Annotated in this window: 18 protein-coding genes; 5 read left to right on the top strand and 13 right to left on the bottom strand. The window is 69.9% G+C overall.

Annotated features, from left to right (window positions below; all coding sequences use genetic code 11):
- Positions 1–19 precede the first annotated feature (19 nt).
- From LRH25_RS18395 to LRH25_RS18405, 3 genes are all read right to left on the bottom strand, one after another.
- The gene (locus LRH25_RS18395; protein WP_231011884.1) at positions 20–835 is read right to left on the bottom strand and encodes a class I SAM-dependent methyltransferase; all 816 of its coding nucleotides are present in this window, start codon (positions 833–835) and stop codon (positions 20–22) included.
- Positions 832–1,239 carry a hypothetical protein gene (locus LRH25_RS18400; RefSeq protein WP_141289037.1) on the bottom strand — a complete coding sequence of 136 codons (408 nt, stop codon included), beginning with the start codon at positions 1,237–1,239 and terminating at the stop codon, positions 832–834. Before LRH25_RS18400 ends, LRH25_RS18395 begins: the two co-directional genes overlap by 4 nt.
- Before the next feature lie 121 nt (positions 1,240–1,360).
- Entirely contained in the window at positions 1,361–2,131 is a 771-nt protein-coding gene (locus LRH25_RS18405; protein ID WP_141289038.1) for a hypothetical protein, read from the bottom strand.
- Positions 2,132–2,291: 160 nt separating this feature from the next.
- Here LRH25_RS18405 and LRH25_RS18410 point away from each other — a divergent pair, with 160 nt between their 5' ends.
- The 4 genes from LRH25_RS18410 to LRH25_RS18425 all read left to right on the top strand — a co-directional run bounded on the left by LRH25_RS18410 (position 2,292) and on the right by LRH25_RS18425 (position 4,545).
- A complete protein-coding gene (locus LRH25_RS18410) occupies positions 2,292–2,777 on the top strand; it encodes a GFA family protein (RefSeq protein WP_141289039.1) in 486 nt (161 codons plus the stop codon).
- Between the two features lie 110 nt (positions 2,778–2,887).
- Positions 2,888–3,496, top strand: a complete 609-nt coding sequence (locus tag LRH25_RS18415) for a sulfite oxidase-like oxidoreductase (RefSeq protein ID WP_141289040.1) — start codon at positions 2,888–2,890, stop codon at positions 3,494–3,496.
- Entirely contained in the window at positions 3,493–4,242 is a 750-nt protein-coding gene (locus LRH25_RS18420; protein WP_211361455.1) for a ferredoxin reductase, read from the top strand. Before LRH25_RS18415 ends, LRH25_RS18420 begins: the two co-directional genes overlap by 4 nt.
- Positions 4,243–4,263: 21 nt before the next feature.
- Positions 4,264–4,545: a VF530 family protein gene (locus LRH25_RS18425; protein ID WP_141289042.1), complete on the top strand. Its 282-nt coding sequence runs from the start codon at positions 4,264–4,266 to the stop codon at positions 4,543–4,545.
- 9 nt (positions 4,546–4,554) lie between these two features.
- On the opposite strand, the gene LRH25_RS18430 is transcribed toward LRH25_RS18425, so the two are convergent.
- Positions 4,555–6,255, bottom strand: a complete 1,701-nt coding sequence (locus LRH25_RS18430; protein ID WP_231011886.1) for an FAD-dependent oxidoreductase — start codon at positions 6,253–6,255, stop codon at positions 4,555–4,557.
- A 156-nt stretch (positions 6,256–6,411) separates the two neighbouring features.
- Here LRH25_RS18430 and LRH25_RS18435 point away from each other — a divergent pair, with 156 nt between their 5' ends.
- A complete protein-coding gene (locus LRH25_RS18435; protein ID WP_231011887.1) occupies positions 6,412–7,647 on the top strand; it encodes a CaiB/BaiF CoA transferase family protein in 1,236 nt (411 codons plus the stop codon).
- Between the two features lie 10 nt (positions 7,648–7,657).
- Here LRH25_RS18435 and LRH25_RS18440 read toward each other — a convergent pair whose 3' ends face one another.
- The 9 genes from LRH25_RS18440 to atpD form a co-directional block, all read right to left on the bottom strand.
- Entirely contained in the window at positions 7,658–8,569 is a 912-nt protein-coding gene (locus tag LRH25_RS18440) for a F0F1 ATP synthase subunit gamma (protein ID WP_231011888.1), read from the bottom strand.
- Positions 8,566–10,050 (bottom strand): alternate F1F0 ATPase, F1 subunit alpha, encoded by a 1,485-nt coding sequence (locus tag LRH25_RS18445; RefSeq protein ID WP_231011918.1) that lies wholly within the window; start codon positions 10,048–10,050, stop codon positions 8,566–8,568. Before LRH25_RS18445 ends, LRH25_RS18440 begins: the two co-directional genes overlap by 4 nt.
- A 110-nt stretch (positions 10,051–10,160) precedes the next feature.
- A complete protein-coding gene (locus LRH25_RS18450; protein ID WP_231011889.1) occupies positions 10,161–10,973 on the bottom strand; it encodes a F0F1 ATP synthase subunit B family protein in 813 nt (270 codons plus the stop codon).
- Between the two features lie 3 nt (positions 10,974–10,976).
- On the bottom strand, positions 10,977–11,258 hold the full coding sequence (locus LRH25_RS18455; protein ID WP_141288412.1) for a F0F1 ATP synthase subunit C: 282 nt from the start codon (positions 11,256–11,258) through the stop codon (positions 10,977–10,979).
- Between the two features lie 20 nt (positions 11,259–11,278).
- Positions 11,279–11,947: a F0F1 ATP synthase subunit A gene (locus LRH25_RS18460; protein WP_141288411.1), complete on the bottom strand. Its 669-nt coding sequence runs from the start codon at positions 11,945–11,947 to the stop codon at positions 11,279–11,281.
- Complete coding sequence (locus tag LRH25_RS18465) at positions 11,931–12,266, bottom strand: ATP synthase subunit I (RefSeq protein WP_211361423.1); 336 nt, start codon at positions 12,264–12,266, stop codon at positions 11,931–11,933. The genes LRH25_RS18460 and LRH25_RS18465 overlap by 17 nt, the downstream gene beginning before the upstream one ends.
- Complete coding sequence (locus tag LRH25_RS18470) at positions 12,253–12,579, bottom strand: AtpZ/AtpI family protein (RefSeq protein ID WP_231011892.1); 327 nt, start codon at positions 12,577–12,579, stop codon at positions 12,253–12,255. Before LRH25_RS18470 ends, LRH25_RS18465 begins: the two co-directional genes overlap by 14 nt.
- Positions 12,569–12,985, bottom strand: a complete 417-nt coding sequence (locus tag LRH25_RS18475; RefSeq protein WP_211361422.1) for a F0F1 ATP synthase subunit epsilon — start codon at positions 12,983–12,985, stop codon at positions 12,569–12,571. The genes LRH25_RS18470 and LRH25_RS18475 overlap by 11 nt, the downstream gene beginning before the upstream one ends.
- A complete protein-coding gene (gene atpD / locus LRH25_RS18480) occupies positions 12,975–14,414 on the bottom strand; it encodes a F0F1 ATP synthase subunit beta (protein ID WP_141288409.1) in 1,440 nt (479 codons plus the stop codon). Before atpD ends, LRH25_RS18475 begins: the two co-directional genes overlap by 11 nt.
- Between the last annotated feature and the right edge of the window lie 49 nt (positions 14,415–14,463).

Here is a 14,463-nt window from a genome sequence, read left to right on the forward strand (position 1 = left end):
GCGCCGCGGCGCCGTGCAGTCAGCCGGCCCGGGTGCCCACCAGCACCGGCTGATAGAACACATCGTCCAGGCGCCGCACGTCGCGCAGGCCCGCCGCCCGCATTAGCTGCAGCAGCGTGTCGGTGCTCACCGCGTGGTAGACCGAGCGCATCACGTGGGTCTGCACCGCCTGGCTGGCAGTGTCTTCCTCGACGAAGAAAAATGTGATGTGGCACAGGTCGGCCTGCGGGGTCCCGTCGGCCGCTGCAGGACGGGCCTCGAAGTCCCAGACCTGGCTCAGCAGGAAGCGCTTGCCGGCTTCTTCGCGCACGCCGTAGGGCTTGACGATGCCGCGCCCGCGCGGCTCGGCGGCGTAGTCGCGCACGCTGATCACGCAGCCGCCACCGGGGGCGAGGCAGTCGTGCATCTGCTGCAGCGCCTGCAGCAGGTCCGCATCCGTGAGCAGGTGCGGCAGCGAGTTGTCGGCAGACAGCACCAGGTCGAAACCGCCCCCGTGGTGGCGGTGCACCTCCCGCATGTCCGCCACCGAGAAGGCGATGTGCAGGCCGCGTCGGGCCGCCTCGTCTCGCGCCCGAGCCACCGAGGCAGGCGACAGGTCAGAAGCCGTCACGGCGTGGTCTTGCTGCGCCAGCCCCAGCGCCTGCGTGCCGATGCCGCAGGCGACATCCAGCACCCGCCGCTGCGGCGTGGCCCGCGGCCACTCGCGCTGCATCAGCACCGAGAGTTGCTCACCCTGGCGCCACACGCTGGCCGGCCAGTCCGGGTAGACCAGGTGGTAGAGCGGTGCCAGCGCGTCGTAGAAGGCCGGGGCTTCCGTCGGTCCGCCAGCCGTCACCCCTGATCCCGCAGCCGCCTGGCCAGCAAGGCATATTCCTTGGGCCGGTCCTTCTTCATCGTTTCCAGCAGCACGCCAATGCGGTCCATGTCCGCCTTGAGCTTGCGCAGCTTCAAGGCTTCGACCTGCTGCTGCGTGTCTTCCAGCCCCTTCAGGGCGTCTTCGACCGTGTCGGCGTCGACCTGACCTCGGCCGAGTTGACCCAGCACGACCTCGGTCAGCCAACCCAGCTGCTTGCCATAAGAAGCCACATCAAACGCCTGGCGCTCGATGTCCTTGTCGCCGGACTGAGGCGAGATGCCATTGAAAAACGCCGTCAAGTTGGGCTCGATCTGCTGCGCAACCGAGCCGCTCCAGGGAAAGTGGTACTGCGGAGACCAGAACACCATCCAGGGCAGATACATGGCGAGCTCCCGCTTGTTGCCGAATGAGAAACACCTTCACTATCCATGCGCACGGCCAGCGGCGCAACGCCAACTTGGGGGACGCCTCGACCCGCGGCCGAAGATGGCGCCCCGCCCGAAGTCAGGAGCCCGCGCTGTGGCGAGCCACCAGACCGGGCCAGCTGCGGCTGAATTCGGCCGTGAGCTTGGAGAATGCGTCGCGCTCGGTGAGCTGGCGTTGTTCATCCGCGCTGTCCTGGCTGCCCCAGGAGGAGGCCAAGGTCTGGGCCTGTGCGGTTGCCTCGTAGGCGCCGTAGACGTAACCGGTGCGGGTGTCCACCAGCAGCGCGGAAGCCACGGTGCTGACCGAGATCTTGTGCGTGGGCGCCAGGCCCAGCGAGACGACGGTCAGCGGCTTGGCCTGGTCGTTGTCGAAGAAGCGGGTGTCGAAGGTGTAGAGCCAGACCACGTCGGCCTGCAGTCGCGAGGCGGCAAGCCGCAGGTCGCGTTCGCTGCTGATGCGCTCCGGCAGCAGCATGCGATTGACGGACGCCAGGCCGGCCACCTGCGGCAGCTTGCCCAGGCGCTCCAACTCGGCTTGTTCAGCGTCGTCGCGCGTGGTGACGACGGTGTACCGGCCGCCGCCATCCACGGCACCGCCTCGGCGGCCCAGCGCGAAGTTGTTGTAGGCCGGACCTTGCACATGCATGGCCACGATGCTGGCCGGGAACTTCAGCGTGGGCTTGGCGGCAAAGCCTGCTTGCAGGTCTGCCGGCGTTTCTTCCTGCAGGTCGGCCTTGGGACCGGGCGTGAGGTAGGTCGATGAGCAGCCCGAAAGCCACAGCACCGCCACGCAGGCGAACGCGCCAGCGGCCAGCCGGCGAACGGAGAAAAGCGAACGTTCCAGGGTCATGGCAGCAATGCGTTGAACGAGCGCTCACCGCGAGACTGACGGCGAGCAGACAGGCCGCGACGGCCCGGCAGAAGAATGGCAAACGAGTATGCCGTAACCTCCGGCGGCCCAGGCACGCGGCCTGCCCGGACAACGTTCCACCACCGAGCCAGGAACCCCCATGCAACTCGAAGGCAGCTGCCACTGCGGCAGCGTCAAGTTCTCGGTCCAGTCGGCGCAGCCGGTGCCGTTCATGCGCTGCTATTGCTCGATCTGCCGAAAGACCGCCGGCGGCGGCGGCTTTGCGATCAACCTCGGTGCGGACTTCCGCACGCTGAAGGTCACGGGCAGGCGCTATCTGCGGGTGTACCAGGCCCACATCGAGCGAGACGGCAAGCTTGAGCAGAGCACCGGCCAACGCCACTTCTGCACGCGCTGCGGCAGCGCGCTGTGGCTTTACGACCCGACCTGGCCGGACCTGGTGCACCCGCATGCCAGCGCCATCGACACGCCGCTGCCCCTGCCACCCTCGCATGTGCACCTGATGCTGGGGTCCAAGGCGCCGTGGGTGGCGGTGGAAGGCTTGCCCGGCGACCCACGTTACGACGAATACCCGCCGATGTCGCTGGCCGAGTGGCATGCCCAGCACGGGCTGACCTCGCCCTGATGGCCGACCTTTTGGACGATCCACATCCCTGCCTTCGGCGGTGGACAGGCTCGCCCTGTAGAGGCACAGTCGCCTGACTTCCACCTTCCTGACCAGACAAAGGACTTGCCATGGCCACCCGTGGATTCTTCGGGATGCGGCCCAGCGCCGAAACCGCCAAGCGCCTGCCGCCTGGCCAGCACCTGACGCCGGACTTCCCGGTGCTCTCCTTTGGCCCTACGCCGCGTGTGGACCTGGCGACCTGGCGCTTCACGCTGAAGGCTGGCGCCAAGCCGCTGGCCAGCTGGAGCTGGGACGAATTCCAGGCACTGCCGCAGACAGAGTGGCAGGGCGACATCCACTGCGTGACGACCTGGTCCAAGTTCAACACCGCCTGGCGGGGCGTGTCGCTGGACGACCTGTTCGCCGCGGCCGGCATCACGCCGCCCACACCCTTCCTGCTCGCCCAGTCCTTCGACGACTACACCACCAACGTGCCGCTGGCCGACGTGATCGGCGGCAAGGCGATGATTGCCACGCACTTTGGCGGCGAGCCGCTGGCGCCCGAGCATGGCGGCCCGGCGCGCCTGCTGGTGCCGCACCTGTACTTCTGGAAGAGCGCCAAGTGGGTCAACGGCCTGAAGTTCACCGAGCGTGACGAGGCCGGTTTCTGGGAGCTGCGCGGTTATCACATGTACGGCGACCCATGGCGCGAGCAACGCTTCTCGGACGATCCGTGAGCGCGGTGCCCACGCCTGCAGCCTCGCCCTGGCGGGAGGCGACGGTCGACGAAGTGCTGCGCCATGGGCCACGTGCGCTCAGCCTGTTCCTGAACAGCCCGCTGCCGCCGCACCAGGCGGGCCAGCATGTGGACCTGCGGCTGGTCGCGGAAGACGGCTACGAGGCGCGGCGCAGCTACTCCATTGCTTCGGCGCCCGGCGCGCCGCGCATGGAGTTGCTGATCGAGCGGCTGGACAACGGCGAGGTCTCGCCCTATTTCCACGAGGTGACGGTTGCCGGCGACGTGCTGGAACTGCGCGGGCCGATTGGCGGCCACTTCGTCTGGCGCGTCACCCAGCCCGGCCCGCTGCTGCTGGTGGCCGGTGGTTCCGGCATTGCGCCGCTGATGGCCATGCTGCGCCACCGCGCGGCCACGCAGGCGCCCGTCGACACCCTGCTGATCTACAGCGCCAGGACCTGGGATGAACTGGTCTACCGCGACGAGCTGGCCGCGATGGCGGCGCAGGATGCCCGCTTTCACTTCACAGCGGTCACCACCCGCGAGCCGGCGCGGCGCGCCGGCGACTTTTCGCAGCGGCTGGACCGCGCCGCACTGGCCACTGCGCTGCAGCAGTGGGGCCAGCAGCCGCAGGACGGGTACCTATGCGGCGCGACAGGCTTTGTCGAGACGGTGGCCGCAGCGCTGGTGGACCTGGGCATGCCGGCGGCGAGCATCCGCACCGAGCGCTACGGCGGGCTGAGCTGAGCGGGCTGCGAGAATCGCCGCATGTCAGACGCACCCGCCGCACCGCCCGATCAGCCCCCGAGCAAGCCGCCCGGCCAGCCGAAAAACCCGCTGCACGGCCTGACGCTGGAGGCCATGCTGCAGGCCCTGGTCGCCTACTTCGGCTGGGAAGGCCTGGCAGAGCAGGTGCCGGTGCGCTGCTTCGCGCTGGACCCGAGCATCGGCTCCAGCCTGAAGTTCCTGCGCAAGACGCCGTGGGCCCGCGAGAAGGTCGAAAGCCTGTACCTGTTCATGCTGCGCGAGCAGCGGCGCGAAGCGCGCTGAGGCCCCGACTCAGGCGACGGCCTGCGTGCCGGACAGGTACTGATGGATGGCCGCGACCACCGCGGCGCCTTCGCCAATGGCCCCGCCCACGCGCTTGACCGAGCCGGCGCGCACATCCCCCACCGCGAACACGCCGGGAATGCTGGACTCCAGCGCGGCGGGCACGTGGCCGGGAATCTTGCAGGTGGTGCCCTGGCCGGTGAGCACAAAGCCATGCCGGTCCAGCTTCACGTCGCAGCCTGCCAACCAGCGCGTTTCGGGTTCGGCGCCGACGAACAGGAAGACGTTGCGCACCGGATGGGTTTCGACCTCGCCGCCATTGCGCCGGCGCCAGCTGGTGGCCTCCAGGCCGGTGCAGTGTTCGCCGTGCAGCTCGGTGATCTCCGTCCGGACGAGCAGCTCGATGTTGGGCGTGGCTTCGATGCGGTCGATCAGGTAGCGCGACATGGTCGCCGCCAGACCAGGGCCTCGCACCAGCATGCGCACGCGCGCGGCGTGCTGCGACAGGAACACGGCGGCCTGGCCGGCGGAATTGCCGCCGCCCACCAGCGCCACCTCGGTCTTCGCGCAGATGCGTGCCTCCAGCGCCGAAGCCCAGTAGGAAATGCCGCGGCCCTCGAACTCTTCCAGGCGCGGCACCGCAGGCCGCTTGTAGCGCGCGCCGCTGGCGATCACCACGGTGCGCGCGCACAGCCGCCGGCCGTCGGTGAGCCTGATGGCCAGGCCACCGCCGGGCTGGTCGCGGGTGCAGTCCAGCGAGGCCACTTCAGACGGGATCAGCATCTCGGCGCCGAACTTCTGCGCCTGCACATAGGCCCGCCCGGCCAGCGCCTGGCCGGTGATGCCGGTCGGGAAGCCGAGGTAGTTCTCGATGCGGGCGCTGGCGCCCGCCTGGCCGCCATAGGCCCTGCAGTCCAGCACGGCCACGCGCAGGCCTTCGGAGGCGGCGTACACCGCCGTCGACAGGCCCGCCGGGCCAGCGCCGACCACGGCCACGTCGAACACCTCGTCGAATTCTTCCGTGCTGACCATACCGGCGCAGCGCGCCAGCGCGCCTTCGCTGGGGTTCACCAGCACCGCGCCGCTGGGGCAGACGGCCACCACGTCGCTGGCCTTGGCGTCGTACTGCACGGCCAGCGCCTTGGCGGTTTCGTCCTGCTCGGGGTCGACCACATGGTGCGGCTGGCCGTTGCGGCTCAGGAAGCTTTGCAGGCGCAGCACATCGGGCGAATTCGGCGCGCCGATCAGCACCGGGCCGCTGCCACCGGATTCGATCAGCGAGACGCGGCGCAGGATCAGCGCGCGCACCATGCGCTCGCCCAGGTCGGCCTCGGCAATGATGAGGGCACGCAGTTGGTCCGGCGGAATCAGCAGCACCTCGACCGGCGTCTCGGCGTGGCCGTCCACCAGCGAAGGCCGGCCCGACAACTGGCCCACTTCGGCCAGGAATTGCCCGCGGTCCTGCGACAGGATGGGCGTGACGCGGCCCAGGCCGTCGCGCTGGGTGATGGCCACGGTGCCGGCCAGCACCACGAACATGCCGGGGCCTGGCTGGCCCGCGGTGAACAGGCAGCTGCCGGGCGCATAGTGCTGCACCGTGCCGAAGCGGCCGATGCGCTCGATCTCGGCATCGGTCAGCGCCGGGAACATCTGCGCGCGGCGGCTGTTGAAGGTGTTGTAGGGCGTGTACGGCGCAGCTTCGTCAGGCATGCGGGTCTCCGATGCAACAAGGGGTGGTTGGCCATAGCTTAAAGCGTGTCGCGGACGGCGGCATCCGCACAAGGGCATAGCGCTTTCGCCCAGCACGAAGTGAGCCCTCGTCTTTGCGGATGCCAGCCCGGGCTTGCGCTTCGCACAATGGCGGCCATGCCTGAACCCACCACCTCGTCTCCCGCCCCCGCCACTTCCAACCCTGCCGGCCCGCTGCACGGCCTGCGCGCGGTCGAAATGGGCCAGTTGATCGCCGGGCCGTTTGCCGCCAAGACGCTGGGCGATTTCGGTGCCGAGGTCATCAAGATCGAACCGCCGGGCAGCGGCGACCCGCTGCGCAACTGGCGGCTGCTGCAGGACGGCACCTCCGTCTGGTGGCAGGTGCAGTCGCGCAACAAGCGCTCGATTGCGCTGGACCTGCGCCAGGCCGAGGGCCAGGCGATTGCCCGGCAGCTGATCGCCGAGGCCGACGTGCTGGTCGAGAACTTCCGGCCAGGCACGCTGGAAGCCTGGGGGCTGGACTACGAAAGCCTCTCGGCGCAGAACCCGGGCCTGGTGATGCTGCGCATTTCGGGCTACGGCCAGACCGGGCCTTACCGCGACCTGCCGGGCTTTGGCGCCATTGGCGAAGCCATGGGCGGGCTGCGCCACCTGACCGGCGAGCCGGGCCGCGTGCCGGTGCGCTGCGGCGTGTCGATTGGCGACACGCTGGCGGCGCTGCATGGCGTGATCGGCATCCTGGCCGCGCTGCGCCACCGCGATGTGAACCAGGGCCGCGGCCAGGTGGTGGACGTGGCGCTGCACGAGGCGGTGTTCAACGTGATGGAAAGCCTGGTGCCGGAGTACAGCGCCTTTGGCGCGGTGCGCGAGGCCGGTGGCAGCGCGCTGCCCGGCATCGCCCCGTCCAATGCCTACCGCTGCGCCGACGGCTACGTGCTGATCGCCGGCAATGGCGACAGCATCTTCAAGCGGCTGATGCAGGCCATCGGCCGGCCGGACCTGGCGGCGGACCCGGCGCTGGCGGACAACGCCGGCCGCGTGGCCCGCGTGGAGGAACTGGACCGCACGATAGCGCTGTGGGCGCAGCAGCGCACGGCCACCGAAGTGCTGGCACTGCTGGGCCAGGTCAGCGTGCCGGCCGGCAAGGTCTACACCGCAAAAGACATTGCCGAGGACCCGCACTTCCGCGCCCGCGACATGCTGCTTTCGCAGACCACGCGCGACGGCCACACGCTGGAAGTGCCGGGCATCGTGCCCAAGCTGACGGGCACGCCCGGCGGCGTACGCAGCAGCGCGCCGCGGCTGGGGGAGGACACCGACGCGGTGCTGCGCGAGCTCGGCCTCACGGCGGCGCAGATCGCCGCGCTGAGAGACCGCAGGATTGTTGCCTGAGGCTGGCTGCTCAGCCCGCAGGCGCGGCGGCGACCGGCTTGCCGAACAGCGCGCCAAAGGCCGCGGTCAGGTCAAACAGCTCTTCGTCGATTGCGTCCTGCCGCTGCTTGTGAAAGCTGGCGCGCAGGCCGGCCAGCAGTTCCTCGATGTTCCTGTCGGCCCGCTCCATCGCGGCCAGCCGGCTGGCGTTTTCGCTTGCCAGGGATTCGGCGCAGGCCTGGAAAAGCGAGATGAACAGGTGCTGGCGAATCAACACCCGCAGCACCGGAGCGCCCTCGCCGACCAACTCGGGCTGGCGCCGGGTGGGCCAGGCTTGCTGCTGCAGCCCGGCGCGCCAGGCGTCGTCCAGCGGCAGCAGGGCTTCGTCCGTGGGCTCGACCGCAGAACCGTCCCGCATCCGGTTGAAGAACAGCCGGATGTGGGGCGATGCGACCTGGCCCGGATGCGACTCGGTGGCCAGCAGCAGGCGCTCGACCAGCGGTGCAATGCCCTGGACCGAACCGGGCACCGGCTGCGTGCCCACCACCGAAGCACCCGCGTCCACCAGCAAGGCCCTGGCCCGCTCACCCACCACCCACACCGGACAGGCGCCGGGCCCGGACCGCAGCGCCTGCAACACACGCTCGACCAGCACCTCGTTGAACTGCCCGACCAGGCCCTGGTCGGAGCCGAAGACGACCAGGCCTGTCGCCGCTGCCTCGCGACCTGGCCGCGCCGGCGCAGCAGCTTCGGAGGCCTGCATCTGCCGCAGGCACACACCCAGGCCCTGGTTCACGGTGAGCCGGTAGTCGGCCAGCGCCAGCACTGCCTGTTCGTACTGGCGGATGCTGGCGGCGGCCAGCGCCCGCATGGTCCGCACGACGGACTGCAGGTCGCTGGCGGCGCCCATCTGGTGGCGCAGCGCTGCGGTCGAGTCCGTCACGGCGCCGCTTCGGCGAAGGGCCGCAAGGCCGAGCGCGCGAGGGCGACCAGCGCGGCGACGTCGCCCTCGCCCAGCTTACCGGCCTGCGCCAGGCCTGCGAGCAGCGCAGGCGGCATGGCCGCCACCGCGTGCCGCACGGCCTGCTCGGCCTCGGCCATGCGCGCCACCGGCACGGTGTCGAACAACCCTGCGGTCAGGGCACTCAGGATCAGCACCTGCTCGGGCACCGACAAAGGATCGGCCTGCGCCTGCTTCAGGCAGGCGCGGATGCGCTGCCCGTGCGCAATCACCTGCTGGCTGCGCTCATCGAGGCGGGCGCCGAACTTCGAGAAAGTCTCCAGCTCCTCGAACTGCGCGTAGGCCAGCTTGAGGTCCCCGGCCACGGCGCGCAAGCTGCCCAGCTGCGCCTTGCCGCCGACCCGCGAGACCGATTGGCCCACGTCGACCGCTGGCAGCACGCCCAGCTCGAACAGCCGGGGCGACAGGTAGATCTGCCCATCGGTGATGGAGATCAGGTTGGTCGGGATGTAGGCCGACATGTCCTGCGCCTCGGTCTCGACGATGGGCAAGGCCGTGAGCGAGCCACCGCCCCGTTCGGCGCTCAGGTGGGTGGCGCGTTCCAGCAGCCTGGCGTGCAGGTAGAAGATGTCGCCAGGGAAGGCTTCGCGACCGGGCGGCCGCTGCAGCAGCAGCGACAGTTCACGGTAGGCGCGGGCATGCTGGGTGAGGTCGTCGTAGACGATCAGCACATCCCGCCCGGCTTCCATGAAGTGCTCGGCAATGCTGGTGGCGGCATATGGCGCGATGTAGGCCAGCCCCGGCGCCTGCTGGCCTTCGCAGACAAGCACCACCGTGTAGTCCAGCGCCCCGTGCTCGCGCAGCGTGGCCACCGCCTTGGCCACCGCCGAGGCCCGCTGGCGGATCGCGCAGTACACGCACAGCACGTTCTTGCCGCGCTGGTTCAGGATGGCGTCGATGGCAATCGCCGTCTTGCCGGTCTGGCGGTCGCCGAGGATCAGCTCGCGCTGGCCGCGGCCCACGGGAATCAGCGCGTCGACGACCTTGACGCCGGTCTGCAGCGGCATGCTCACCGCAGCGCGTTCCATGATGGGCGCGGCCGGCCGCTCCACGGGCAGCCGGCTGCTGGCGCGCACAGGCCCCAGGCCATCCAGCGGCCGGCACAGCGGGTCGATGACGCGGCCCAGCAAGCCCTCGCCCACGGCCACGTCCATCACGCGGCCCGTACGTTCGACCGGATCGCCTGCACGCAGGCGCCAGTACGCGTCCAGCAGCACCACGCCCACGCCTTCTTCGTCGATGTCGAACGCGATGCCGTAGACGTCCCCGGGAAAGCGGACCAGTTCATCGAACGCGACATTCGGCAGGCCGGTCACCCTGGCCACCCCTGCGGCCACGTGCGTGACGGTGCCAACCTCGCTCAGGCCCAGCACCGGCGCGTGCCCCGTCCTGGCCTCGGCCATGGCGGCGAACAGCCGCTCGACCGCACGCCGCGGCGCGATGGTTTCGGCGTTCACTGGACGACCTTCGCGCTGACGCGCTTCGGTTTCGCCCTTGGGGCGGCCCGGCGGGCTCATGCGGCGCCCTGAGCTTGCACCGCCCCGGCTGCCTCCGGCCGCGCGCCCTGCTGTTGGCGGGCCAGCAGGTCGGTGAGCACCTGTGCGATGCCGTCCAGGTGCTGCGCGATGCTCCATGCAAGCTTCTGGCCGCCGGCCACCAGCTCGAGGCCGCAGACGAGGTCTGGCGCGACGACGAACTGCAGCGCGGTGACGGCGCCAAAGGTCTCTGTCAATGCGGCCTGGATCTCGGCACGCTGGGCCGCCGGAAGCGCGAAGGCGCTGCTCAGCCGGGGTGCCGCCGTGGGCACGGCCAGCGCGGCGGCGAGCGCCTGCCGGTCGGCCGCGTCCAGCGCCTGCAGCCGCTGCATGAAGGCGCGGGTGGCCAGCGCTTCGAGTTCGGCCGAGGCCAGCTCGGCGAGCACCTTGCGGGAGATGGCGAAGACCTCGCGGCTGGCGCCGTCGCGCAGCTCGGCTTCCAGCGTGGCGGCCTGCTCGTGCAGCGCGTCGAGCCGGCGCGCGCTCAGCGCATCGGCGGCCTGGCGCGCGGCGGCGATCAGCCGGGCCTGCTCGGCGTCGGCCTCGCGCCTGGCCTGCGCCAGCAGTTCCGCCCGTTCACGCTCGAACGCGGCGCTCTTCTGCGCAAAGCTGTCCTGCTGCGCCTGGGCCTGCTGGGCGATGGCCTTGGCGTCGGCGAGCTGCTTGGCGATCTGCGCCTCGCGTGCGTCCACTGCGTCCAGCACAGGCTGGTAGAGGAAGCGCTTGAGCAGCGCCACCAGGATCACGAAATTGAGCGCCTGGGCGCCCACGGTGAACCAGTCGATCAACATGGCTCACTTCCCGGCGACATGGGCGATCGCGGTGTTCCAGAACGGGTTGGCGAAGATCAGGATCATCGAGACCACGAAGCAGTAGATCGCGGTGGACTCGATCATCGCCAGGCCGACAAACAGCGTGCGCGTGATGGTCGAGGAGGCATCCGGCTGCTGCGCCAGCGCCGTCAGCGCAGTGGCCACTGCACGGCCCTCGGCGAAGGCCGGGCCCATGCAGCCGAAGCCCGTGGTGAGGCCGGCAATGACGATGGAGGCCACCGCGATGATGGTCATGCTGTCCATGAGATTTCTCCTTGTGCCGGCTAGTCGCCGACGTGGGTGGCTGCGGCCACATAGACCGCGGCGAGGATGCTGAAGATGTAGGCCTGCACCATGCCGGTGAGCAGGCCCAGGGCCGTCATCAGGACAGGGAACAGGAAGGGGGTGATGGTCAGCAGGATGGCGATGATCATCGCGCCGCTCATCATGTTGCCGAACAGGCGCACCGCCAGTGCCAGGGTGCGCGAGACCTCGCTGATGATGTTGAACGGCAGCATCAGCGCGGTCGGCTCGAGGTAGGACTTGAGGTAGCCGCGCAGGCCCTGGTCGCGAATGCCGTAGAGCGGCACCGCCACGAAGACGCACAAGGCCAGCGCCAGCGTGGTCGACAGCGAGCCGGTCGGCGGCTCGTAGCCGGGCAGGATGGTGAACAGGGCCGCGGCGGCCACGAACAGGAACAGCGTGCCCAGGAAGGCCAGGTAGCGCCGCGGCTGGCGCAGGCCGACCTGCTCGATCTGCTGCACGATGCCCAGCACGACGATCTCCAGCAGGTTCTGCCAGCGCGAGCGCTGCAACCCGCGGCTCAGGCGGCGCGTCACCAGCCAGGCGCCCAGCGTGAGCACCAGCATCAGCAGCCAGGTGAACGCGATGGTGGCATTCAGCTTGACGAAGCCGTGCAGCCAGAAGATCCATTCGTCAGGGCTGAGCCGCATGGCGTGCCTCCAGCGCTTCGTGGCCCATGCCGGGCGGGCGTGGCCGCGTCAGCCGAATGGCGATGAAGCGCGCGACCAGGAAACCCGCCAGGCAGGCCAGCAGCCGCTGCCAGTGGCCGGCACCCACCAGGTAGAAGCCCAGCGGGGTGAGGAACATGCGCAGCAGCCAGCCGGCCAGGTGCTGCAGCGCAGGGCGCCGGACGCTCAGCGTGCGCTGCACCGTCCACCACAGGCTGCCGAAGAAGCAGCCGCCCAACACCAGGCCAGCCAGGCCGGCCATCGCCAACGACGGCCATGTCCAGGCCTCATTCATCGGCATCGGATCGGTCCTCGTTTTCCTTGCGCATTGCGCGGTCGGCCTGGGCCACCCAGTGCCAGGCGTTGGCGCAGCCCAGCACCAGGCCGGCCACCAACAAGGCCAGGGTCCAGCGGTGCCGCCCGGGATCGTGCGCGTCCAGCCAGATGCCCAGGGCCGCGCCGAGCAGCGTGGGCACCACGACGGACCAGCCGATCAGGCCCATGGCGCCCAGCCCGGTCCAGACGCCCGGCTCACCGCTGCGCCGGGCGCGGCGTTTGCGATCTGCCTTCGCCCCCACTTGCGCCGCCAGGGACTTGTCGCGATCAGCGGCCACGGGCAAGCCCCTGCAGGCCGGAGAGCCGCGTCAGGCAGGCGGTCTCCAGCTTGGCCATCAGCGTGCGGAGTTGCAGGGCTTCTTCGTCCTGGGCCCGGAACTCGCGCTCGACGGCGGCGCGCAGCTGGCCCAGGTCACGGCCCAGCATGGCGCGGCGCACCGAGACGCGGACCTCGGGCCCGGCTTTCAGCAGCACGCCTTCGTCCACCGCGACAAACACCTCGCCGTCTGCCGGCGTCTCGAAGGTGAGGATGCCAGGCGTGAGCGCAGCCACGCAGTCCCGCCGGCGCGGCAGGATGCCGAACGAGCCCTGCGCCATCTCGGCGACGATGCGGGTCACGCCGCTCCTGGACAGCAGCACGCGCGACGGCAGCAGCACTTCCAGGCGCATGGGTTCAAGCGGCATGCGCATCCTCCGCCGGCAAGGCCTGCACCGTGATCGGCTCGCCCTTGGCCTCGGCGATGCGGCCGATCATGTAGAGCGCGCTTTCCGGATGGTCCTTGAACTCGTCGCGCAGGATGCGTTCGCAGCCGTCCAGCGCGTCCTTCAGGCCCACGGTCTTGCCGGCGATGCCGGTGAACTGTTCGGTGGTGAAGAAGGGCTGGGTCAGGAAGCGTTCGAGCCGGCGCGCCCGGGCCACCACCTTGCGGTCCTCGGAAGACAGCTGCTCCAGCCCCAGCATCGCGATGATGTCCTTCAGCTCGGCGTATTGCGCCAGCGTGCGCCGGATCTCCTGTGCCAGCCGGTAGTGTTCGGCGCCGACGATGCCGGGCGTGGCCATCTTCGAGTTGGACTGCAGCGGATCGATCGCCGGGTACAGACCCTCGCTGGCCCGCTTGCGCGAGAGCACGATGGAGGCCGACAGGTGCGAGAAGGTGTGCACTGCCGCCGGGTCGGTGAAGTCGTCTGCCGGCACGTAGACCGCCTGGATGGAGGTGATGGCGCCGGTGGCGGTGTTGGCAATGCGCTCCTCCAGCTCCGACAGCTCGGTGCCCATCGTCGGCTGGTAGCCCAGGCGCGAAGGCATCTGTCCCATCAGCCCGGAGACCTCGGAGCCGGCCTGGATGAAGCGGAAGATGTTGTCGACCAGCAGCAGCACGTCGCGGTGCTCGTCGTCGCGGAAGTACTCCGCCATCGTCAGCGCCGCATGGCCGACCCGGAAGCGCGCACCGGGCGGCTCGTTCATCTGGCCGAAGACCATCACCATGTTGGGCAGCACACCGGCCTCTCGCATGTCGTGATAGAGCTCCTCGCCCTCCCGGCAGCGCTCGCCAATGCCGCAGAAGATGCTCACGCCGTCGTGGTGGCCCACCATGTTGTGGATCAGCTCGGTCAGCAGCACCGTCTTGCCCACGCCGGCACCACCGAACAGCCCGGCCTTGCCGCCGGTCTCCAGCGGCAGCAGCACGTCAATGGCCTTGATGCCGGTCTCGAACACCACCGAGCGGGTGGACTGGCTGCTCAGGGGCGGCGGTGCGCGATGCACCGAGCGGCGCTGCACGTTGGCCGGTGCGGGCAGGCGGTCGATGGGCTGGCCGAACACGTCGAACATGCGCGACACGATGCCGGGCCCGACCGGCGCCTGCAGCGGCGCACCGGTGTCGTGCACCGCCATGTGGCGCGCCAGCCCCTGGGTGGAGGTCAGCGCAATGCAGCGCACGCGCAAGGCATCCAGTTGGGCCATCACTTCGAGCGCAATCTCGCCACGCTCGCCTGCGAGCAGCAGCGTGCGGATCGGCGGCAGCCCGGCCTCGAAACGCACGTCCACCACGCTTGCGCGGATGGCCGTGACGCGGCCTGGCAGTGGCAATGCCCCGGGCGGGGAGACGGGCATGGGTGCCGGCAAGAAAGTCATGTGCGCCGATCTTGCAGGGCCTGGCGCC

The sequence above is a fragment of the Ideonella azotifigens genome, assembly GCF_021043325.1.
GTDB classification, from domain to species: Bacteria; Pseudomonadota; Gammaproteobacteria; order Burkholderiales; family Burkholderiaceae_C; genus Ideonella; species Ideonella azotifigens.

Excerpts from the sequence above, each read along its gene's own strand:
- LRH25_RS18400 (WP_141289037.1), bottom strand. The coding sequence starts at position 1,239 with ATGTATCTGCCCTGGATGGTGTTCTGGTCTCCGCAGTACCACTTTCCC.
- LRH25_RS18405 (WP_141289038.1), bottom strand. The coding sequence starts at position 2,131 with ATGACCCTGGAACGTTCGCTTTTCTCCGTTCGCCGGCTGGCCGCTGGC.
- LRH25_RS18410 (WP_141289039.1), top strand. The coding sequence starts at position 2,292 with ATGCAACTCGAAGGCAGCTGCCACTGCGGCAGCGTCAAGTTCTCGGTC.
- LRH25_RS18415 (WP_141289040.1), top strand. The coding sequence starts at position 2,888 with ATGGCCACCCGTGGATTCTTCGGGATGCGGCCCAGCGCCGAAACCGCC.
- LRH25_RS18425 (WP_141289042.1), top strand. The coding sequence starts at position 4,264 with ATGTCAGACGCACCCGCCGCACCGCCCGATCAGCCCCCGAGCAAGCCG.
- LRH25_RS18430 (WP_231011886.1), bottom strand. The coding sequence starts at position 6,255 with ATGCCTGACGAAGCTGCGCCGTACACGCCCTACAACACCTTCAACAGC.
- LRH25_RS18435 (WP_231011887.1), top strand. The coding sequence starts at position 6,412 with ATGCCTGAACCCACCACCTCGTCTCCCGCCCCCGCCACTTCCAACCCT.
- LRH25_RS18445 (WP_231011918.1), bottom strand. The coding sequence starts at position 10,050 with ATGGCCGAGGCCAGGACGGGGCACGCGCCGGTGCTGGGCCTGAGCGAG.
- LRH25_RS18450 (WP_231011889.1), bottom strand. The coding sequence starts at position 10,973 with ATGTTGATCGACTGGTTCACCGTGGGCGCCCAGGCGCTCAATTTCGTG.
- LRH25_RS18455 (WP_141288412.1), bottom strand. The coding sequence starts at position 11,258 with ATGGACAGCATGACCATCATCGCGGTGGCCTCCATCGTCATTGCCGGC.
- LRH25_RS18460 (WP_141288411.1), bottom strand. The coding sequence starts at position 11,947 with ATGCGGCTCAGCCCTGACGAATGGATCTTCTGGCTGCACGGCTTCGTC.
- LRH25_RS18465 (WP_211361423.1), bottom strand. The coding sequence starts at position 12,266 with ATGCCGATGAATGAGGCCTGGACATGGCCGTCGTTGGCGATGGCCGGC.
- LRH25_RS18475 (WP_211361422.1), bottom strand. The coding sequence starts at position 12,985 with ATGCCGCTTGAACCCATGCGCCTGGAAGTGCTGCTGCCGTCGCGCGTG.
- atpD (WP_141288409.1), bottom strand. The coding sequence starts at position 14,414 with ATGCCCGTCTCCCCGCCCGGGGCATTGCCACTGCCAGGCCGCGTCACG.